Origin of the sequence: Ruegeria arenilitoris (genome assembly GCF_013032445.1) — a bacterium.
In the GTDB taxonomy this organism is placed as follows: Bacteria; Pseudomonadota; Alphaproteobacteria; order Rhodobacterales; family Rhodobacteraceae; genus Ruegeria; species Ruegeria arenilitoris_F.
In genome coordinates, this window is sequence record NZ_WQCA01000007.1 from 236,301 (window position 1) to 257,363 (window position 21,063).

Consider the following 21,063-nt stretch of genomic DNA (forward strand, 5'->3'; position numbering starts at 1 on the left):
GACATGTTCCGCCTGACCGAATACATGCATCAACTCGTCACTCCGACCCCGGTGCGCAAACGCCGCCCCGGGCCAGTGAAACCGGTGGTGATCTGGAACCTGACGCGTCGCTGCAATCTGAAATGCCGCCATTGCTACACCGTCTCGGCGGATGTGGCGTTCCCCGGTGAGCTCAACCACGAGCAAGCCATGGTAACCCTTGAGGATCTGGGCCAGTTTCGCGTTCCTGCCCTGATCCTCTCGGGTGGGGAGCCGCTGGACCGGTTTGATTTCTTTGATATTGCCAAGCGCGCGCGTGAACTGGTGCCGATGCTGGCGCTGTCGACCAATGGCACACGGATATACGACGAAACCGCCGATATGATCGCCGATGTGGGATTCAACTATGTTGGCATCTCGCTGGATGGGATCGGAGCTACGAATGACTGGTTCCGTGGTGTTGAAGGCGCCTTTGCCGACGCCCTGCGCGGCGTGCGCGAATGCAAGAAGCGCGGCATCAAGGTGGGCCTGCGGTTCTGCCTGACCGAGGGCACGCAGCACCACCTGCCCGACCTGCTGCAATTGTGCGATGACGAAGGCGTCGATAAATTCTACCTGTCTCACCTTGTCTACGCTGGCCGCGGCGACAAGAACCGGGGCGAGGATGCCGAACATCTGCGTACGCGCAACGGGCTGGATTTGTTGCTTGAACGGGCGTGGGAGGCCGCCTCGGGCGGGCGTCCGCTGGACATCGTAACCGGCAACAATGACGCCGATGCCGGGTATTTCCTGAACTGGGTCCGTACGCGTTTCGATGCCGAAAAAGCCGCCCATGTCCGTGATCATCTGGCCGCTTGGGGCGGCAATTCCAGCGGATTGGGCGTTGCGAACATCGACAATCTGGGTCGGGTCCATCCCGACACCTATTGGTCCGACTACACGGTTGGCAATGTGAAGACCAAACCGTTTTCCGAGCTTTGGACCAGCGATGATCCGATGCTTGCCATGCTACGCACCCGCCCGCGCCCGCTGAAGGGGCGCTGCGGCGCTTGTCATCTCAAGGACGTCTGCGGCGGCAACACCCGTATTCGAGCGTTGCAACTGACCGGCGATCCCTGGGCCGAAGATCCGGCCTGTTATCTGACTAATCAAGAAATCGGCGTCGAGGATGCGGGCGAGCGTCTGCAGGTCACGCCGTTCCGAGGGAAAAGCCATGACCCCGCGCATCAGTTCTTTTAACACTCTGAAAATCGGCACCTTGTGTTCGCTGCTGCTGGTAGGTACTGCATGGGCCGACGCCCCAGCCGATTATGCCGAACACTGCGCATCCTGCCACGGCGAAAACCGTCTGGGCGGGGTTGGCCCCGCGCTGATCCCCGAAACGCTGAAACGGATGCGCGGCCCGCGTGTGGCCGCCGTGATCGCCGAAGGGCGCACGGCCACACAGATGCCTGCCTTCTCGCATGAACTGGATGCCCTACAGATCGAGGAACTGGCCGGGTGGCTGAAATCCCCGCTGGAAACCGACCCCGAATGGGGCGAGGCCGATATCATGGCTAGCCGTACTCTGGATGAAGATTACAGCCCGGTCGATGCGCCCGCCTGGGATAGCGACCCGATGAACATCACGCTGGCAGTTGAGACCGGCGATCATCATGTCAGCGTGCTGGACGGTGACACGTTCGAGGTCCTGGACCGGTTCGAGACCCCCTTTGCCGTCCATGGCGGCCCAAAATTTAGCCCCGATGGCCGCTATGTGTTCATCATGTCCCGCGATGGCTGGGTGCAGAAGTACGACATCTGGGCGCTGAAACAGGTTGGCCGCGTGCGCGCGGGCCTGAACAGCCGCAACATTGCCATGTCGGGCGATGGCAAATGGGTGGCCGTGGCCAATTACCTGCCCAACAGCCTGACCCTGCTGTCGACCGAGGACCTGTCGGTTGCCAAAGTCGTCGAAGTTAAGAGCAAGAAGGGCGTCCCCAGCCGTGTCTCGGCCGTGTATCAGGCTCCGCCGCGCGAAAGCTTTGTTCTGGCGCTGAAAGACGTGCCCGAGATCTGGGAGGTCTTCTACGGCGCGAATCCACCGCAATCAGGTTTGGGCCACGACTTCCGCATCGAGGGTCAGTTCAAGAACCCCGACCCTTTCCCGGTACGCAAGATCACCACGCCCGACTATCTGGACGATTTCTTTTTCGACCAAAGCTATGAATACGTCATGGGCGCATCGCGCGATGGTAAGGGCGGTCAGGTGATCGATTTGGTCATCGGTCAGAAAGTGGCCGATCTGGACCTGCCGGGGATGCCGCATCTGGGCTCGGGCATCACGTGGCAGCACGGCGATACCACCGTGATGGCCACGCCTCACCTAACCGATGGTACTGTGTCGGTGATCGACATGGAAACCTGGGAAACCGTCAAGCGGATCAAGACCGAAGGACCCGGGTTCTTCATGCGCAGCCATGAGAATTCGCCTTACGTCTGGGCCGATGTATTCTTTGGGCCGAACAAGGATGCGATGCATGTGATCGACAAGCAAAGTCTGGAGATCGTTAAGACTCTGCGACCGGCTCCCGGCAAGACGGTGGCACACGTTGAATTCACCAAGGACGGCCACCACGCGCTGGTGTCGATCTGGGAAGATGACGGCGCAGTGATCGTCTATGACGCGCAGACGCTGGAAGAGGTTCGCCGCCTGCCGATGCGCAAACCATCTGGGAAGTACAATGTCTGGAACAAAATCACATTCTCAGAAGGCACCAGCCACTGAAGGCAAATGGCCGGTCTGGAAACTGGCCATTCTGCTTTATCCGGCCACGGCGCTGACCGTGGCCATCAACCTGTTTCTGGCAGGACTGATCGCCAACAGCGCCGGATTTGGCATAATCGAGCCGGTCACGGCGATCCTGTGGTCGATCCCTGTGGGCGTGCCCGCATCATGGCTGGCCGGGCGCTGGGTGCGCGGGCTTATGGATGAAGCCGACGGGTAGAATGAATTTCCCAACGGCCTAACCGAAGTCAAGTATCGCCCCGAGAGAATCCAATACGACTCAGGAAAGATTGCCGAGTTGGATTCTCCATGCCCGCCCTCAACCCTCTGCACATGTCAGCTGTTTGCGCGTCCCGCGCGGCTTGTGCTGTGGCGGGCATTTTCCTTCTGCTGTTGCAGCTGCTTGGCCCGGCGCTGGCGAGTCCCGGGGAAAGCATGTGGGTGGAGATCTGCTCGGAGGCAGGGGCGGTCTGGGTTCAGGTGGACCTTGAAGAGGACACCACTGACCCAACCGCGCCCTGTCCGAAATGCGCCGACTGCGCCCTGTGCGCGGTCACCTCAGCGGCCCCGGTGCCGGAGCTGCCCGTGTTGCAACGGGACGGTCTTGCTCACGCCGCACATTGCGAAACCCGCGATCTGGTCAATGTCACCAGCGTAAAACGCCTGTGGCCCGAAACCCGGGGGCCCCCGCGCGCGGCCCAAGAAATAACTGAACGCGCCCTGCGCGCGTCCATGGCGTCCACCCAATTAATCGGAGGTGCGCCGTGGTCGTAAGTCGCGCAATCCATTTCCTGCTGGCCTTTACCTTGTCCTGCCTGATGGCGATCAGCGCCCATGCAGACAGCCTCGCCAGCTTCCTGCCTGAAATCGAGCCCGCCGATCTGGCCCCCGGTGCCGATGCCTTTGGCCCGGTGCGGGATGACGTGCCCGTCGCCCCGGTGTTGAAGGGCGGGGAAACCATCGCCTGGGCCTTTTTGACATCCGACTTCGTGGGCACTACCGGCTATTCCGGCAAACCTATCCACGTGGTTGCCGCCATCGACGACGATGCGGTTCTGACCGGGGTGAAACTGGTCAAACACTCGGAACCCATCGTTCTGATCGGCATCCCTAACTCCCGCATGGTCGAACTGACCGAAGGCTACACCGGCCTGGACCTCAAGCACGAGGCCGCAACGGGTGGCGAGGGGCATGACCTCGACATCATCTCGGGCGCGACGGTCACAATCATGGTGATCGACGACAGCCTTGTGCGCGGCGGCATAAAAGTGTCCCGCGCTCTGGGTCTGGGCGGGTTGTCCCCGCTACAGGCCGAAGGTCCGAAACGCGAAGTCGATATGGCGCAGGATGCGACCCATGACTGGACGACTCTTTCAGGCGACGGCTCGATCCGGCGGCTGACGCTGGATGTGGGTCAGGTCAACGCCGCGTTTGAGGCTACCGGCGATCAGCGCGCCATCGAACGCCCCGAGCGGGGCGAGCCAGACGACACCTTTATCGACATGCACGTGGCGCTTGCGTCGGTGCCATCGATCGGGAAATCCCTGTTGGGTGAGGCCGAGTACCAGAACCTGACCAAATGGCTGGACGAAGGCGAACAGGCCATTCTGGTGCTGGGGCGCGGGGCCTACAGCTTTAAGGGCTCGGGCTATGTGCGCGGTGGTATTTTCGACCGGATTCAACTGATCCAAGGCGACAGCTCGGTGCGCTTCTTCGACAAGCAACAGCGCCGTCTGGGGCGGGTCGCAGCATCTGATGCGCCCAGCTTCACCGAGTTGGACATCTTCAAGATCCCTGCTGACGCAGAATTCGACCCGACCGAGCCGTTCCGCCTGCAATTGCTGGTGCAACGGGCCGTGGGCGCGGTCGAGAAAACCTTCCTGACCTTCGATCTGGGCTACAAACTGCCGGAACAGTACCTGCTGCCCATCGCAGCCCCTGCGGTCGTCGATGACGCCACCGGTGAAGCCGCTGCCAAGGCCGCCCTGTGGCAACGGATCTGGAAAGATCGCACCGTTGAGATCGGCGTTCTGGGCGTCATGCTGCTGGTGCTGACGGCCACCTTCTTCTTCCAGTTCCACGCAACGATGAATGCGCGGGTCTTCTACTGGTTCCGCATCGGCTACCTGACCATGACCCTGTTCTTCATCGGCTGGTACGCCAATGCACAGCTGAGCGTTGTGAACCTGATGGCGCTGGCAGGCAGCTTGCGCACTGGGTTCTCATGGGACGCCTTCCTGCTGGATCCGCTGGTCTTCATTCAGTGGTTCGCAGTTGCCGCCGCCCTGCTGTTCTGGGGTCGAGGCGCCTATTGCGGCTGGCTCTGCCCGTTCGGCGCTCTGCAGGAATTGACCAACAAGATCGCACGTGCGCTGAAGGTGCCGCAATGGACTCTGCCCTGGGGTCTGAACGAACGGCTTTGGCCGGCGAAATACATGATCTTCCTCGTGCTCTTCGGCATCAGCTTTGTCTCGATCCCGCTGGCCGAAAAATATGCCGAGATCGAGCCCTTCAAGACCGCGATCATCCTGAAATTCATGCGCGACTGGCCGTTTGTGGTCTTTGCGCTGCTCTTGCTGGGGATCGGGCTGTTCATCGAACGGTTCTACTGCCGCTACCTCTGCCCGCTGGGCGGAGCGCTGGCGATCCCTGCCCGTATCCGCATGTTTGACTGGCTGCGCCGCTACAAGGATTGCGGCACCCCCTGTCAGACCTGCGCCAACGAATGCCCCGTTCAGGCCATCCACCCCACCGGTGAGATCAACCCGAACGAGTGCGTCACCTGCCTGCATTGTCAGGTGCTCTACCAGTCCGAGGACAAATGTCCCGTCATTATCCGCCAGCTGAAGCGGCGGGCCAAGACAGGGTCGGTCAGCCCTAAGACCCCCCTCGGACAACCACCGGCGAACCATCCGAACGCCAAACCGCAAACCGTTTCCTAAAAAGGAGGGACGATCATGTCGGACAACGAAAACAAACTGAACATCACACGCCGTGGGATGCTGGGGGCCACCGCCACCGGTGCCGTACTGGCCGGGACCGGTCTGGGCTCGACCCTGATGACCGCCCGCGAAGCCAGCGCTGCAGCCAAGTACAACCTCGAACCCGGTGAGCTGGACGAGTATTACGGTTTTTGGTCCTCGGGTCAGACCGGCGAGCTGCGCATTCTGGGCTTCCCGTCCATGCGCGAGCTGATGCGGGTGCCGGTGTTCAACCGCTGCTCGGCCACCGGTTGGGGTCAGACCAACGAGTCGCTGAAAATCATGACCGACGGTCTGTTGCCGGAAACCAAGGAATTCCTCGCCAAGCGTGGCATGAAAACCTATGACAACGGCGACCTGCACCACCCGCATATGTCGTTCACAGACGGCACCTATGACGGCCGCTATCTGTTCATGAACGACAAGGCCAACACCCGCGTTGCCCGCGTGCGCTGCGACGTGATGAAATGCGACAAGATCACCGAGATCCCCAACGCCAAGGCGATCCACGGTCTGCGTCCGCAGAAATTCCCGCGCACCGGTTATGTCTTTGCCAATGGCGAAGATGAAACACCGCTGGTCAATGACGGCAGTGTGCTGGACGATCCGTCGCAATACGTGAACATCTTCACCGCGCTGGACGGTGACACGATGGAGGTCGCATGGCAGGTGATGGTGTCGGGCAACCTCGACAACACCGACTGCGACTATCAGGGCAAATACGCCTACTCGACCTCGTACAACTCGGAAATGGGTGTGAACCTGGCCGAGATGACCGAGAATGAGCTGGACCACGTTGTTGTCTTCAACCTTGCTGAAATCGAAGCGGGTATCGAAGCGGGCGACTATCAGGAACTGAAGGGCGTCAAAGTTCTGGACGGCCGCAAGGGATCGAACAAGAAATACACCCGCTACATCCCGATCCCGAACTCGCCGCACGGCATCAACACCGCGCCGGACGGCAAGCACGTCTGTATCAACGGCAAGCTATCGCCGACCGTTTCGATCATGGACGTGACCAAGTTGGACGCCCTGTTCGAAAGCGATGCCGATCCGCGGTCGTGCATCGTGGGTGAGCCGCAGCTGGGGCTTGGCCCGCTGCACACCGCCTATGATGGTCAGGGCAACGCGTTCACCACGCTGTTCTTGGACAGCCAGGTTGTGAAGTGGAACATGGATAAGGCCATCCGCGCCTATGCGGGTGAGGATGTGGATCCGATCATCTCGAAAGTGGACGTGCATTATCAGCCGGGCCATAACTCGACCTCGATGGGTGAAACCAAAGATGCCGACGGCAAATGGCTGATTTCGATGAACAAATTCTCGAAAGACCGGTTCCTGAACACAGGACCGTTGAAGCCCGAGAACGAGCAGCTGATCGATATCTCATCCGATGAGATGAAGGTGGTTCATGACGGTCCGACCTTTGCCGAACCGCATGACTCGATCATCGTTCGCGCCGACATCGTCAACCCGGTCAACGTCTGGGACCGCAACGATGTGACTTGGGAAGACGCCCGCAAACAGGCCGAAGCCGATGGCATCGATCTGGAAGAAGGCGCCGAAGAACCGATCCGGGATGGCAACAAGGTGCGGGTCTACATGACCTCGCAGGCACCGACCTTCAGCCTTGAGAAGTTCACCGTCAAACAGGGCGACGAGGTGACAATCTACGTCACCAACCTGGATGACGTGGACGACGTGACCCACGGCTTCTGCCTGGGTAACTACGGCATCGCCTTCGAGATCGGACCAATGGCAACCGCGTCGATCACCTTCACCGCAGACCGTCCGGGCGTGCACTGGTTCTATTGCCAGTGGTTCTGCCACGCGCTGCACATGGAAATGCGCGGCCGTATGCTGGTTGAACCGGCAGGAGCGTAACCCATGCGTTGGCCCCTGCTCATACCGCTCCTGCTTGGCTCGCCCCTTTGGGCGGCGGACTGGGACGTGCCCAATCGGGCGGGGGCCATCACTGAAATTCTGGCGCAGGCGGCGGATGGGGACACCCTCCGCCTGAGCCCCGGCACCTATAACGAACAGCTGGTTCTGGACCGGCCCGTCACCATCGACGGGCTGGGACAGGCCACCATCGACGGTCAAGGCGCAGGCAGTGTCATCACCGTGACAGGGCCCGGCGTGACCGTGCGCGGCTTAACCGTGATCGGTTCGGGCTCAAGCCATGACGGGATCGACAGTGGTATCCAACTGACCAAAACGGCCAAAGCGCCGGTGGTCGAAGATAACGTGCTGCTGGGCAATCTCTATGGCATCGACATTCACGGCGCCAAGGACAGCATCGTGCGTGGCAACCGGATCGAAGGGCGGCAGGACCGCCGGATGAATGACCGCGGCAATGGCGTCTATGTCTGGAACGCGCCTGGTGCAGTTGTCGAAGGCAACGACATCCGATTTGGCCGCGACGGGATCTTTGTGAACTCGTCAAAAAAGAACACCTTCACCGGCAACCTGTTCCGCGACCTGCGCTTTGCGGTGCATTACATGTATGCCGATGACTCGGTGGTCAGCGACAATATCTCGATCGGCAACGATCTGGGCTATGCGGTGATGTTCTCGACCAATGTGGCCGTGACCGACAATGTCTCGATCGGTGACCGGGAACATGGCGTGATGCTGAACTACGCCAACAAGAGCGTCATCTCCGGCAACGTGGTGAAAGGTGCCAGGGAAAAATGCACCTTCCTTTATAATTCCAACAAGAACGACTTCACCGACAACTGGTTCCAGGGATGCGGCATCGGCATCCACTTTACGGCAGGCTCCGAGCGTAACCGGATCGTCGGCAATGCCTTTGTCGGCAATCGGACGCAGGTGAAATACGTCTCGACCAAATGGGTCGAGTGGTCCGAAGACGGGCGCGGCAATTACTGGTCCGATTTTGCCGCTTACGATGTGGATGGCAACGGCGTGGCCGACGCCCCCTATCGCCCCAATGACAGTATGGACCATGTGCTGTGGACCCAACCCTCCGCCAAACTTCTGCTCGGCTCCCCAGCCGTGCAACTGGTGCGCTGGTCGCAATCGGCCTTCCCGGCGCTGCTGCCGGGCGGTGTGATGGACAGCAACCCATTGATGCAAGCCCCTGAACCCCAAGCAATGAAAAAGGTGCCTCATGACGGATAAGGCCCTGACTATCGATCATGTCAGCAAAGACCGTGGAAAGATTCGCGTTCTTGACGATATCACCCTGTCTCTTGCCCCCGGTCAGCGCGTGGCGCTGCTGGGCCATAACGGTGCGGGCAAGTCGACCCTGATCAAATCCATCCTCGGCCTGACGCCAATCCAGGGCGGAACCATTCGGATTGGTGACACCACCCCCGGAACAGCGCAGGCACGACGGAATACGGCCTATCTGCCTGAAGCGGTTTCGTTCCATCCAGCCCTGACCGGGCGCGAGCAACTGACCCTGTTTGCAAAGCTGTCCGGGACCAAAGCCGACGTGCCCGGCTTGCTGGACCGCGTCGGCCTGAGCGACGCTCTGGACCGCCGGATCGGAGCCTATTCCAAGGGGATGCGGCAACGTCTGGGTCTGGCACAGGTTCTGCTGGGCCAGCCGAAAGTGGCGCTGCTGGACGAACCGACCAGCGGGTTGGACCCGATTTCCCGGCAAGATCTCTACGCCATCATCGATGAGCTGGCTGCACAGGGCACCGCCGTCCTGATCGCCTCGCACGCCCTGACCGAGGTCGAGGCCCGCACCGACCGCATCGCAATCATGCGCAAGGGGCGGATGGTGGCTGATGACACACTGAGCAACCTGTCCGCGCTGGCCGGTCTGCCAATCCGCCTGAAAGTCCGCGCTAGTGCCAACCCCGATGCGCTGGCCGCCGAACTGGGTGGCAATCGGATCAACGGTGCTTCTGTGGAACTGCTCTGCGCCCCCGATGACAAGATGGAGGCCCTGCGCCGCATCGCCGGGTTGGGCGATGCCGTGGCGGATGTTGAGATGACCCCGCCCAAGCTGGAAGACCTTTATCGCCACTACGCTCAGGAGGAGATGCAATGACCCGCTTCCTCGCCATTACCCGCACCGAAATGCTGATCCTGCGCCGCAACCGCTGGCTGCTGGTCGCCACGCTGATCATGGTGCTGTTCGCGCTGGCGCTGACCTTCGCAGGTAGTGCACCGACTGGCACACTGGGCGTCGACATGCTGACCGTCTCGGTCGCCTCGATGACCACCCTGTCGGTCTATCTCGCGCCTTTGCTGGCGCTGATGATCTCCTTCGACGCCATCGCCGGAGACGTCGACCGGGGCAGCCTTTCACTGCTGCTGTCCTACCCCGCCGGGCGCGGAGAAATCCTGCTGGGCAAGTTCACCGCCCACCTGGCCGCGCTGGCTTTCGCCATGACAGTCGGCTTCGGCACCGCAGGTGCAGTCGCCGCCTTTTTCGGCGGTGCCGGGCCGGAAAGCCTGATGGCTCTGGTCCGCCTCATTCTCACGTCCATCCTGTTGGGCGCCGTGTTTCTGGCGCTGGGTTACCTGCTGTCCGCCCTGGCACGGGGCGCTACGGCGGCGGCAGGCCTGTCGGCCGGGCTCTGGCTGGTTTTTGTCGTCCTCTATGATCTGGGCTTGTTGGGAGCCGTCGTCATGGACAAGGGCGGCACCTTCACCCAATCCGTCTTTCCATGGGTGATGGTAGCCAACCCGGCCGACGCATTTCGTCTGTGGAACATCGCCGCAACCGAAGGTGTCGCCATGGCATCCGGCATGACCGGAGCCGCGCAAGCCCTGCCCGTCTGGGCCGCGCCCACCTCGCTGCTGATCTGGCCGGTATTGGGCTTTGCCCTCGCCCGCCTTGCGTTCCGGAGGGTCGAGCCATGAAACGTCTTGCCCTGATCGCCCTGATCGCTCTGACCGCCTGCAAGGAAGAAGTGGCCGAAGCCCCCGACCCGGTTGATCTGACCCCGGAAGCGCTCAGCTTTTTCTGTCAGATGAACATCGCCGAACATGGCGGGCCAAAGGGGCAGATTCATCTGGAAGGGTATCCCGCGCCGCTGTTTTTTGCGCAAGTGCGCGACATGGTGGCCTATCTCAAAAGCCCCGAACGCGATGCCGAAATCACCGCCGTTTACGTCAGTGACATGGGTGCTGCCCCAAACTGGCGGCAGCCGGGCATTTCCAACTGGATCGCGGCGGATGGAGCCACCTTTGTGGTCGGCTCCAACGTTGCCGGCGGCATGGGCGCGCCCGAAGTTGTGCCCTTCGCCGACCCCACTGCTGCCGATGTCTTTATCACCCAATATGGCGGCGCGCAGATGCCGCTGTCCGACATTCCCGCGGCCGAGGTTCTTGGCCCCGTCGATCTGGACCTGAAACTGGAGACCCCCGCATGACCCCCCTCTCCCGCCGTCGGTTCCTGACCATGTCTGCCGCCTGCGCCACCTTTCCAGCCGGTGCGAAGCCCGCCCCGGCGGCCCATTGGCGCGGGGTTGCGCTGGGGGCCGAGGCCAGTTTGCGGCTGGAGGGGCTGACCGACGCCCAGGCCGCGCCGATCATCGCCGCAGCTGAGGCCGAGATGGACCGGCTGGAAAACATCTTCAGCCTGTACCGCCCCCAATCCGAACTCAGCCGCCTGAACCGCGACGGCCACCTGTCCGGCCCCGCGCCCGAACTGCTGAACATTCTCAGCCTGTGCACTGCGATACATGAAGCCTCAGACGGGGCCTTCGATCCTTCGATTCAACCGCTTTGGTCCGCTATTGCAACTGGTGCGAACCCAGAGGAAATCGACGCGGCCCGGCGCTCTGTCGGATGGGCTCGCGTGACTGTTCGGACGGACGTGATCCACCTGCCCCAACCCGGTGTGTCTGCGCTGACCCTGAACGGCATCGCGCAGGGCGCAATCACCGATCGCATCAGCGCGCTTCTGACCGCGCATGGCTTGCGGGACGTGCTGGTGAACATGGGAGAAATCGCCGCTCTGGGCCAACGCGCAGACGGGCAAGCGTGGCAGGTCGGATTGGCTGGGCGCGGAGGAAACGTTCACAAGTCCATCGAACTGCGGGACCGCGCGGTCGCAACATCGGACGCACGCAGCCTCATGCTGACAGGTGAACAGGGGCACATCCTGAACCCTGCAGGCGACCCACGTCCAGCGCATGTCGTCTCGGTCTCAGCCCCCAGCGCGGCCATCGCCGATGGGCTGTCCACGGCTTTGTGCGCCTTACCGGAGAAAAGAATTGGCGCTGTCACTGCGGCATTCCCCGAAGTCCGGGTGGAAATGCGTCTCTAGTCAGAAGGACGCGTTTTTCCCATCTGGTTAGGCTATGTTAAGACACACCAAAACGCCAGAACCGTAGTATCGGTTTACCCAACAACTTAACGTACAAGCCGTTACTTTCGCGGCCACTACAGAATTGGTTCTGGCCGAGACGATGGGGGCTTTTTGGGCTTCCACACTGCTTGCCCGGTGACCGGATGCCAGAGAGTGCAATGTCTGGTGCAAAAACTCCGCTTTTTTTGATGACAGAATGCTGGGTTTGTTTCCCTCTTGTGGGACAAATGCGAGGCCAAACTCATGTCGCGCGAATGCGACTAGGCCAACACATGCCACAAGTCGGCTGAGCACCTTGACACGAATCTGAGGCTCGCGGACACTTGATGCAGTTAAGACTTGTTACCTGCTTTGAGACTTTAACTCCGTCGTATTTACCGGTTTGCCACTGCGACGAGGCGCATTATTCAGCGCATTCTGATCGTCCACCTTTGGCGCATACGGGCTTAAACCGCCTCAAGGCCTAAGCTGAAGGAGCGACGAAAATGCCTGTTTCGGTTTCCTATCCCGGTGTCTACATCGATGAGGTTCCTGGCGGTTCACGGGCCATTGCGGGTGTGCCAACCTCTGTCGCAGCCTTTGTCGGCTATAGTCGGCGCGGCCCGACAGATGAAGCGACGCAGATTTTCAGCTTTGCCGACTTCGAACGAACCTTCGGAGAATTGCACCCGTCGAGCGCACTGAGCTACGCGGTCAACCATTTCTTCTTGAATGGCGGCGCGACCGCCTGGATCGTTCGTGTAGCTGAGGATGCGACTGCGGCCTCAGTAACAATGGACAGTCCGGGCACAGACCCGACGCTGGAGATTCAGGCCGCCAGTGAGGGCGCCTGGGGCAACAACCTGCAATTGTTGGTGGATTACGACACGTCGAATCCGGACTCGACCTTTAACCTGACGGTCAACGAGATGCGCGAAGTCGGCGGCCAGTTGGTAGTGGCCCGTTCGGAGGTTCATCGCAACTTGTCGATGAATCCGGACTCGAGCAATTATGCGTTTGACGCAGTCAATGATGCGTCCCGGATGGTTGAGATCGCAAACGATATTGCCGCAACGACTGGCACAGCAACCGTGATCAGTGGTGCCATCGACGACAGCGTCGTCAGCGGGTTACAGGACAATCAGCGCCGCATCGGAGTGCAGATCAATGGCGGTCCGGTGGAAGAATTCAACCTCTTTGATCCAGGCGCCCCGCTTGCTGACGTCGCCACTGCGGCAGGCGATATTCAGGAAGAAATTCGCACGATCATGGGCAACAACGATTTCACGATGGTCGAGAATAATGGTCGGCTCGAGGGAACTCTCGCGCAAAACGCGACCAACACATCCATCCGGTTCGTGCCCGCTTCGATCAACAGCGGCACTGCAGCACTGCGTCTCACAGTGGGCAGCGGCGCACGTGAAGCTGACATTTTTGCCGACACACGTCCAATGCCAACCGGAACGGTCGGAGAAAGACGCCCCGATTTCGATGGGCCAGGTTTCGACGCCAACCTGCAACTTCGCGTCGATGTGCTGGATGCGTCAGATACAGTGGTCGCTCAGACAGGCGACTATGCGTTCCCGGAAGCTCCGGCATCGTTGTCAGGCGCAGCGGCAATGCTGCAGGCCGAACTGCGCGCGACGGATCATCCAGCGTTTCGCGCCGCCACGGCTACGGTGTCTGACGATCGCATCACATTAAGAGCGAGCCCAGACACCCCGACTATGCGCCTTCGCGTTGTCGGAATTGCGGGAAGCGACGCAGCTACGCCACTTGGAATAGACCAGAGCATCGCAACTACGAACCTTGCCACCTACCGCATGGGAACGCCCCCGCTCGTTGCGGCACAATCGGCGGTAAACGCCGGTGCCGACGGGACAGAGCCTGATCCAAACACGGTCACTGGTCTCGACCTGTATCTGGGTGACCAGGATAACAAGACCGGAATTTTCGCGCTTGAGGACGCGGATTTGTTCAATATCCTGAACCTGCCCGATATTTCTCAGATCGATATTCTCACCGCTGCCGTCACCTACGCAGAAGAGCGGCGCTCGATGATCCTGATTGATCTTGATGAGAATGTCCGCGACATCGAAGACGCCCGCGACTGGGTGAATAATGCCGCCAATTCGGGGCTGAAACATCGCAACTCAGCAATATATTTCCCGCGTTTGATGATGGGCGACCCGGTACAGGGAGGGCGGCTGCGACCATTCCCCAATTCGGGCGTTATTGCCGGATTGTGGGCGCGCACCGATTCCGAGCGGGGCGTCTGGAAAGCCCCGGCAGGGATCGACGCGCGACTTCGAGGCGTGCAAGCGCTGGACTATCGCATGACCGACCCGGAAAACGGAGTGCTAAACCCGCTGGGCGTCAATTGCCTGCGCACCTTCCCGGTTTATGGCACGGTAAGTTGGGGGTCGCGAACCTTGGTCGGTGCCGACGTCTTTGCCAGCGAATGGAAATATGTTCCGGTCCGCCGACTAGCCCTTTACATCGAAGAGAGCCTGTATCGCGGCACACAATTTGTGGTGTTTGAGCCGAATGACGAACCGTTGTGGTCACAAATCCGACTAAGCGTCGGCAGCTTTATGCAGCAATTGTTCCGGCAAGGCGCGCTGCAGGGATCTACCCCGCAGGAGGCCTATTTGGTGCGGTGCGACAGCTCTACGACAACGCAGGCCGACATCGATCTGGGTATCGTCAATATCTATGTCGGATTTGCTCCGCTGAAGCCTGCGGAGTTCGTCGTCATCCAAATCCAACAGCTGGCCGGTCAAAGCCAGTCCTAACGCCAGTGCTGCGGAAAGGAGACCGCCATGCCTGAATTCAACGTTAACCCATCCCGTTTCGATCCTTATAAAAACTTCAAGTTCCGCGTGCGCTGGGATGGTCGTTTCGTCGCCGGGATCAGCAAGGTCGGCGCCCTTAAACGCACCACCGAGGTCGTGGAACACAGGGTCGGAGGTGACAGTTCGACCAGCCGCAAATCGCCTGGGCGGTCAAGCTATGAAGCCATCATGCTGGAACGCGGTGTCACCCATGATCTGGAATTCGAAGCCTGGGCCAACAGGGTTTGGAATGTCGAGGCCGGCTTGGGAGCCGAAGTGTCGCTGGCCAATTTCCGCCGCGACATCACGATCGAGATGTACAACGAGGCCGGACAGCTTGCGATTGCCTACCGCGTGTTTCGTTGCTGGGTCTCGGAGTATCAGGCGCTGCCGGAATTGGACGCGAATGCCAATGCGGTGGCGATCCAATCGATCAAGCTCGAGAACGAGGGCTGGCTGCGCGACACGGACGTGCAGGAACCGCAGGAACCCGAGTTCGGGTAACAGCCGACACAACGGGCCCGGCGTGACACGGTGACGAAATGGGTGCCAGATGAAAAGCCAAATGGACGCCAAAGCGGTCTTGGATTTGTGGGAGGCTGGACAACGGCGCTATCCCTATCAGCGCGCGATGCTGGTGCTGGAGCGCTGCGGCTGGCCCGAGGTCGCGGATATGCCCTTGGCCGAGCGGGACCGGGCGCTGCTGGCTTTGTACCGAGAGACTTTTCGCTCGTCGTTGGGGCTGGTTACCGATTGTCCGGATTGTGACGCACAGTTGGAACTGCAGTTGCCTGCGGCTGATCTAGACCAGATGCTACATCTGCCAACACCAGAGGCGCCCAAAGCGCTGGAGGGCGTTGCGCTTCGCGATGTAACAAGCCGCGATCTGGACGCTGTTACAAACGCGACGGACCCAGCAGCGGCGCTGCAAGGCAGACTTTTGGGATCGGACAACCTGCCCGAAGCTGCCAAAGAGGCGCTGGCGGCTTGGATCGACGCGCGAGTAAACGCGGCGGAGATTTCGCTGGGACTAACCTGCGCCGAGTGCGGTGCGCACTGGTCCGAGGCATTAGACATCCCCAGTTTTTTCTGGTTCGAGCTTGAAATCGCAGCACGCCGCGTAATGCGCGACGTCGCTGATCTGGCACTTGCATTCTCTTGGTCAGAAGAGGCCGTTCTTTCCATGGGACCTGAGCGGCGGCAAACCTATCTAGAATTGGCGAGAGCGTCATGAGTGGGCCGCTCAATCGACTGGTGAACCGAGCCTTGGGTGAGGTGCAAAGCAGATTGCGTCCACGCGCACCCAGCCTGTTCGAACCAACTCACGAAACCGCACCACAGCCAGCGATGGTGAACGAGATAGAGACGGAGCAGGTTGCCGCATCGCCTCGGAAAACAGGGCAACCACTCAGTCCGCCTGCGCCCTTACCGCGCCAACAGGGACAGCACGAGACTGATACCACGGCGGCACCACAACAACTTATGCCCGTGACTGAAAAACACGCGGTGGCGCCAGACAAAGCCCCGCCCGAGGTCCGCGGACACGTGAAACCGCCTGTTTCGGAGGAAACACAGCGTTTGCCCCGCCCGTATCTGTCAGTGCAGAAGCAACCATCAGACGCTGAAGAAAAGGTGCCCATTCCAGCCCCAATCGAACCCGATAGGGCATTGTCTGCCAAGCCAGCAGCACCGCCCGAGCCAGCGGCGTCCATCCGGGAGGTTCAGTTGCGGCACACGTCAACGGAAGAACCACACCGGCGCGAAACACGCCCGTTCCTTCCCTCGGCATCAGAGCCCGCCAAGCTTGTTGCGCAATCAACGCAAGCTTCTGCCGAGCCGGACATTCACATCCATATCGGACGTTTGGAGGTCCGCACTGCACCAGCGCAACCCGCAGCCCGACCCCAGCGCCAGAAGTCACCAAAACGTGCCAGCGCAAGTCCGCCTCTGTCCGATTATTTGAAGGATCGCGGCGGATGAGCAATGTTCTTGCCATCGCTGGTGTCACACGCATCCTGAAGGATATGCTTAATGACGCCCTTGTCTTTGGCAATGTTGAACAAGTCTTGGGCACTGACTTCATTGTGACGGCGCAGCCACCCGACCGCATCGTATCTGACACGCCTGACACCCAAACACCGCATCTGAATCTGTTTCTGCATCGTGTTACTCCAAATGCAGCGCTCCGCAATGCCGATCTGCCTACGCGGACGGGCGATGGTCACTTGCGAATGCGCCCAACCTTGGCGCTGGACCTGCACTACATCCTGACCTCGGTCGCAAGAGAGGAATTGCATGCCGAAGTGCTGCTTGGGTATGCGATGCAGTTGTTTCACGAAATGCAGATCGTCCCGCGCGAGACAATCCGAACCTCTTTGTCCGCTGCGGACTTGACGGGTCTGGGGGGCGGTTTGCCTGATTTCGGAACCAGGCCGCTGTCGCCTGCAGAACTTGCCGATCAAATTGAGTTGTTGAAGATCACGCCCGTCACTTTGTCGATGGACGACATGTCCAAGATGTGGACGGCGTTGCAGGCGAGTTATCGTACAACAGTTGCCTATGACGTGTCGGTGGTGTTGATCGAGCGCGCCTTGCCGGTCCGCCCGACCTTACCGGTTTTAACCCGTGGCGGCTTGCGCGATCCGGAAACGGGACGCGACCCAGGTGTGAGTGTCGAGCCGAGTCTGGCGTCAAATATACCATCGCTGCTTTCGGTTGAGTCTGAAGACGCGCATCCTGTTATGCGGCTTGGTGGGCGTGTCATTCTGACCGGCACTGGCTTGGATAGCGGTGACGCACAGGCGCTGTTTCGCGAGGCAGGAAACGACACGGAACTGCGCCTTGTACCCGAGGCCCCCGCAAGACCGGACAGGTTGTTGGTACAACTGCCTGGGCCGACGGCCCTGCCTGGCGGCAGCGCTTTGGCAGGCACGCCTCAAGACCCGGCTTCTTGGCGCAGTGGCGCCTATGAGATCAGCGTAACCGTGACGGATAACGCCCAGCGCACCGCGGTGACCAATCGTCTACCGCTTGCACTGGCGCCAGCGATCAGCGCGACCGCAGTGGCAGGTGTGGGTGGTACAGAGGTGACGGTGGATGTTTCACCGCCAATTCGCATTGGGCAAGAGATCGCGATTTTAGCCGGCACCGAAATGCGGGTTTTGCCAAATGCGGTCGCTGTGACCGATCAGGTTGATGCCACGTTTGACGGTCCGGGTGTCGGTGCAGATTTGGTAGTTCGGCTGCGAGTGGATGGCGTCGACAGCCCGGCGATTGATCGCAGCGCAACACCGCCCGTGCTGCAGACTGTGACCGTGACATGACCCGCGATCCGCGTCCTCCCCTGGATCAGGTCGCGTCTATCGGCGCTGCCACCCAAAGCGTTGTTGCCCGTCTAGAGGCGCTGAGCAGCGACGCATCGTTGCCGGATCTGGATCTCGCGGCGGCCCCCAGCCTTGTCGATCTGTCGGACATTTTTGGGCTCGACCCCGTCTCTACCGCGCTGGTTCTTTGTGTAACGTCTTGCGAAACCGAACCTAAGTCCGCCCCATCGATGCTGCGTCTGGGAGCCGCAAACGGCCTGAGCATCGGACTTGCCGAGCGGCTGATCGGGCCTGGGGTGCGGGCAGCGCTTGCCGACTCTGCCCCGCTGCGGCGCTGGAGAATGATTGAGGTTGTAGGCAACGGTCCCTTGTACGAAAGGGTGCTTCGCATCGACACACGCGTGCTGGACTACGTGTTGTACCGCCCCGGTCTGGATATACGACTTGAGGGATTGATACGCCCATTACTGGGCGCCGAGACAATACCTTTGACGCACGAAGCTGAGGCCGCACGGCTGGCCACTGCGCTAACCGCTGATGGCCCGCCTCCTGTCATACTGGTCGAGGGCGGAGATGCCGAGGGGCGGTGCAATTTAATTCGGCACGCGGCAGCTCTGGCAGGCGCTCAGGTACTGCGCCTGGACGCCGCCGATCTGCCGATTGCCTGGACCGAACGCTACGCAACCGCGATCTACCTCGACCGTGAATTGGCGCTGTCGAGAGCACTTCTGATAATCGAAGCCGAAGCAGGCTTAGCCCAGAGCCGCAATCTGCCAGCTTTGATAGAACAGATGTTAAGCGCGGTCGCAGTTTCCGCACCTGAGGCCAGCTTACCTGATCGCGAACCTGCCTTGCGTGTCCGCCTGCGCAAACCGGATCGGGGCGACCGGCGGAAAGGATGGCAGGAGTCTCTTGGAGCTGAGGCCGCTAGCGTCACACTCGATCACCTCGCCACGCAATTCGCGTTATCACCGCAAGCCATTCGCAGCGTCGCCGCTGAGATTAATGGCAGCGATCCGGAACGCATAGACGCCGCATTGTGGCAAGCGGCACGCCGCCGCTCGCGCGGGCCGCTCGACGGGCTCGCCGAACGTATCACTTCGCGCGTTGGCTGGGACGACCTTGTGGTCCCTGCAGTGACCCGCGCCGCACTGCAAGACCTTGCCGCACATCAACGCAATTCATGGCGCGTGTTGTCCGATTGGGGCTGGACGAAGAAGGGCGACCGCGGCTTGGGCACCGCGGCGCTGTTTGTCGGCCTGTCGGGTACAGGCAAGACTTTGGCGGCCGAGGTCATAGCAGGAGAATTGGCGCTCGATCTGTATCAAATCGATCTGAGCAGAGTGGTCAGCAAGTACATAGGAGAAACCGAGAAGAACCTTTCGCGCATCTTCGAGGCCGCTGAGGCAGGAGGTGCAATCCTGCTGTTTGACGAGGCGGATGCTCTGTTTGGTAAGCGCTCTGAGGTGAAAGACAGTCACGACCGCTACGCCAATGTCGAGGTGAGCTATTTGCTGCAACGGATGGAAGCGTATCGCGGTCTCGCCATCCTGACGACAAACCAGCGCGATGCGGTAGACCGGGCGTTCCTTCGCCGCTTGCGCCAGGTGGTGGTGTTTCCCTTCCCCGATTCAGCGGCACGGGCCGAAATCTGGGCGCAGATCTTTCCAAAAGAGACCCCGTTAGATGGCATCGACCCCCAGCGCTTGGCACGGCTAACGATCGCGGGGGGAAGCATCCGCTCAATCGCGCTCAATGCCACCTTCCTCGCAGCAGCACAGGATGCACCGGTGCGCCCTGAGCATCTGTTGCGCGCGGCGCGACGAGAATATGCCAAGCTGGAGAAACCGTTTACCGCAACCGAGGCGGAGGTGTTTCGATGAGCCAGCGCCGCATCACTCTGACAATTGACCGGATCGTAACGGATGACCCTTCGCTTGATCGGACGGCTTTGACCAAGGCCTTGACGGCAGAGGTGCGGGCGCGGTTGGCGCAAGACGGAATGATCGGTGCTGCTGGTGCACCCTCTTCAGCAACCGTCCGAACAGACCGCGGTACAGGTAGCGCCACAGAACAGATCGCCAAAGCGACGCTGCGGGGGATTAGGCGATGAAACAGTCGGCAATCAGTCCAATGCAAGCGGTCGCGTGGACCCAAGCCGCGACGTTGCCACAACGCGCTTGTTCCTGCGACACCGCAAAAGGTTTCGAGGATCAGTGTCCTGTCTGCGCCGCCAAAACGCGTCTTAAGGTGAAACCGAAGCTGACGGAGAACCAGCCCAGCGACCGTTTTGAGCAAGAGGCGGATCGCTTCGCCTCGTGGGTACCTCCCGGTCCCGTGCGCATGTCACGAGCGACACTGCAGCGGATGACCAAGGAAGGAGAGTTGCAGATGAAAACGCTTAGCACTCACCTGACCAATTCGGCGGTGACACAAGCTGCGGCGGCGGTCTCACGCGGCGGGCAACCACTGACCCGTGCCGCGCGCGGTTTCTTCGAGCCCAGCTCGGCCAAATCCATTTTCTCAAATCGGCTCCCGGGTCACACCGTCGATTGGAAAAAGGTGGCCGACGGCGCTTACAAGGTGATGGCAAAGGATGGGATATTACAACTGAATGTTTGGATCCAAGACGTCTCGAAATTCGACGGGACTGTTAAGGCATTTTCCGACGCGGGGTTCAAAAACGCCCGACCGTTCGGGCCAAAAACTGGCCCGGCCCCTAACACTGGTCCGGGCGTCGTGATCTTGGGGACGAAGTTATGGTTTTCAAGTTGACTTTATGTGGCTTAAGGCGTGTTATGAGAGGACAAATCACACATTTCTGGCATGAATTCTGCGTTACCCTGCTTGCGTTTTGCCAGCGGTTAGTAGCGCGCCAAGGTTTGCATATCGACCCGATAAA

At 60.4% G+C, this 21,063-nt stretch carries 18 protein-coding genes; all 18 read left to right on the forward strand.

The features are described from left to right. The first annotated feature begins 3 nt into the window (after window positions 1–3). The 18 genes from nirJ to GOW98_RS12445 all read left to right on the forward strand — a co-directional run bounded on the left by nirJ (window position 4) and on the right by GOW98_RS12445 (window position 20,936). Window positions 4–1,218, forward strand: a complete 1,215-nt coding sequence (gene nirJ, locus GOW98_RS12360; protein WP_170332400.1) for a heme d1 biosynthesis radical SAM protein NirJ — start codon at window positions 4–6, stop codon at window positions 1,216–1,218. Beyond that, window positions 1,193–2,746 carry a nitrite reductase gene (locus GOW98_RS12365; RefSeq protein ID WP_170332401.1) on the forward strand — a complete coding sequence of 518 codons (1,554 nt, stop codon included), beginning with the start codon at window positions 1,193–1,195 and terminating at the stop codon, window positions 2,744–2,746. The genes nirJ and GOW98_RS12365 overlap by 26 nt, the downstream gene beginning before the upstream one ends. After that, window positions 2,703–2,966: a hypothetical protein gene (locus GOW98_RS12370; RefSeq protein WP_170332403.1), complete on the forward strand. Its 264-nt coding sequence runs from the start codon at window positions 2,703–2,705 to the stop codon at window positions 2,964–2,966. The genes GOW98_RS12365 and GOW98_RS12370 overlap by 44 nt, the downstream gene beginning before the upstream one ends. A gap of 89 nt (window positions 2,967–3,055) precedes the next feature. Continuing rightward, the gene (locus tag GOW98_RS12375) at window positions 3,056–3,520 is read left to right on the forward strand and encodes a DUF2946 family protein (protein ID WP_217359546.1); all 465 of its coding nucleotides are present in this window, start codon (window positions 3,056–3,058) and stop codon (window positions 3,518–3,520) included. A 44-nt stretch (window positions 3,521–3,564) separates the two neighbouring features. After that, on the forward strand, window positions 3,565–5,688 hold the full coding sequence (locus GOW98_RS12380) for a NosR/NirI family protein (RefSeq protein ID WP_217359562.1): 2,124 nt from the start codon (window positions 3,565–3,567) through the stop codon (window positions 5,686–5,688). A 15-nt stretch (window positions 5,689–5,703) separates the two neighbouring features. Then, window positions 5,704–7,611, forward strand: coding sequence for a TAT-dependent nitrous-oxide reductase (gene nosZ, locus GOW98_RS12385; protein WP_170332408.1), 1,908 nt, complete (start codon window positions 5,704–5,706; stop codon window positions 7,609–7,611). Between the two features lie 3 nt (window positions 7,612–7,614). Continuing rightward, window positions 7,615–8,871 carry a nitrous oxide reductase family maturation protein NosD gene (locus GOW98_RS12390; protein WP_170332410.1) on the forward strand — a complete coding sequence of 419 codons (1,257 nt, stop codon included), beginning with the start codon at window positions 7,615–7,617 and terminating at the stop codon, window positions 8,869–8,871. Further along, window positions 8,861–9,754, forward strand: a complete 894-nt coding sequence (locus GOW98_RS12395) for an ABC transporter ATP-binding protein (protein ID WP_170332412.1) — start codon at window positions 8,861–8,863, stop codon at window positions 9,752–9,754. The genes GOW98_RS12390 and GOW98_RS12395 overlap by 11 nt, the downstream gene beginning before the upstream one ends. Beyond that, window positions 9,751–10,572 (forward strand): ABC transporter permease, encoded by an 822-nt coding sequence (locus GOW98_RS12400; protein WP_170332414.1) that lies wholly within the window; start codon window positions 9,751–9,753, stop codon window positions 10,570–10,572. The genes GOW98_RS12395 and GOW98_RS12400 overlap by 4 nt, the downstream gene beginning before the upstream one ends. Continuing rightward, window positions 10,569–11,084: a nitrous oxide reductase accessory protein NosL gene (locus GOW98_RS12405; protein WP_170332416.1), complete on the forward strand. Its 516-nt coding sequence runs from the start codon at window positions 10,569–10,571 to the stop codon at window positions 11,082–11,084. The genes GOW98_RS12400 and GOW98_RS12405 overlap by 4 nt, the downstream gene beginning before the upstream one ends. Further along, the gene (locus GOW98_RS12410; RefSeq protein WP_170332418.1) at window positions 11,081–11,983 is read left to right on the forward strand and encodes an FAD:protein FMN transferase; all 903 of its coding nucleotides are present in this window, start codon (window positions 11,081–11,083) and stop codon (window positions 11,981–11,983) included. The genes GOW98_RS12405 and GOW98_RS12410 overlap by 4 nt, the downstream gene beginning before the upstream one ends. A 527-nt stretch (window positions 11,984–12,510) precedes the next feature. Next, window positions 12,511–14,799, forward strand: a complete 2,289-nt coding sequence (locus GOW98_RS12415; RefSeq protein ID WP_217359547.1) for a phage tail sheath family protein — start codon at window positions 12,511–12,513, stop codon at window positions 14,797–14,799. A gap of 27 nt (window positions 14,800–14,826) precedes the next feature. After that, window positions 14,827–15,342: a phage tail protein gene (locus GOW98_RS12420; RefSeq protein ID WP_170332420.1), complete on the forward strand. Its 516-nt coding sequence runs from the start codon at window positions 14,827–14,829 to the stop codon at window positions 15,340–15,342. 49 nt (window positions 15,343–15,391) lie between these two features. After that, on the forward strand, window positions 15,392–16,072 hold the full coding sequence (locus GOW98_RS12425; RefSeq protein ID WP_170332422.1) for a hypothetical protein: 681 nt from the start codon (window positions 15,392–15,394) through the stop codon (window positions 16,070–16,072). 742 nt (window positions 16,073–16,814) lie between these two features. Next, window positions 16,815–18,161 carry a DUF4255 domain-containing protein gene (locus GOW98_RS12430; protein WP_170332424.1) on the forward strand — a complete coding sequence of 449 codons (1,347 nt, stop codon included), beginning with the start codon at window positions 16,815–16,817 and terminating at the stop codon, window positions 18,159–18,161. Beyond that, window positions 18,158–20,044 (forward strand): ATP-binding protein, encoded by a 1,887-nt coding sequence (locus GOW98_RS12435; RefSeq protein ID WP_170332426.1) that lies wholly within the window; start codon window positions 18,158–18,160, stop codon window positions 20,042–20,044. Before GOW98_RS12430 ends, GOW98_RS12435 begins: the two co-directional genes overlap by 4 nt. Continuing rightward, entirely contained in the window at window positions 20,041–20,274 is a 234-nt protein-coding gene (locus GOW98_RS12440; protein WP_170332427.1) for a hypothetical protein, read from the forward strand. The genes GOW98_RS12435 and GOW98_RS12440 overlap by 4 nt, the downstream gene beginning before the upstream one ends. After that, a complete protein-coding gene (locus GOW98_RS12445) occupies window positions 20,271–20,936 on the forward strand; it encodes a hypothetical protein (protein WP_170332429.1) in 666 nt (221 codons plus the stop codon). Before GOW98_RS12440 ends, GOW98_RS12445 begins: the two co-directional genes overlap by 4 nt. Window positions 20,937–21,063: the final 127 nt, after the last annotated feature.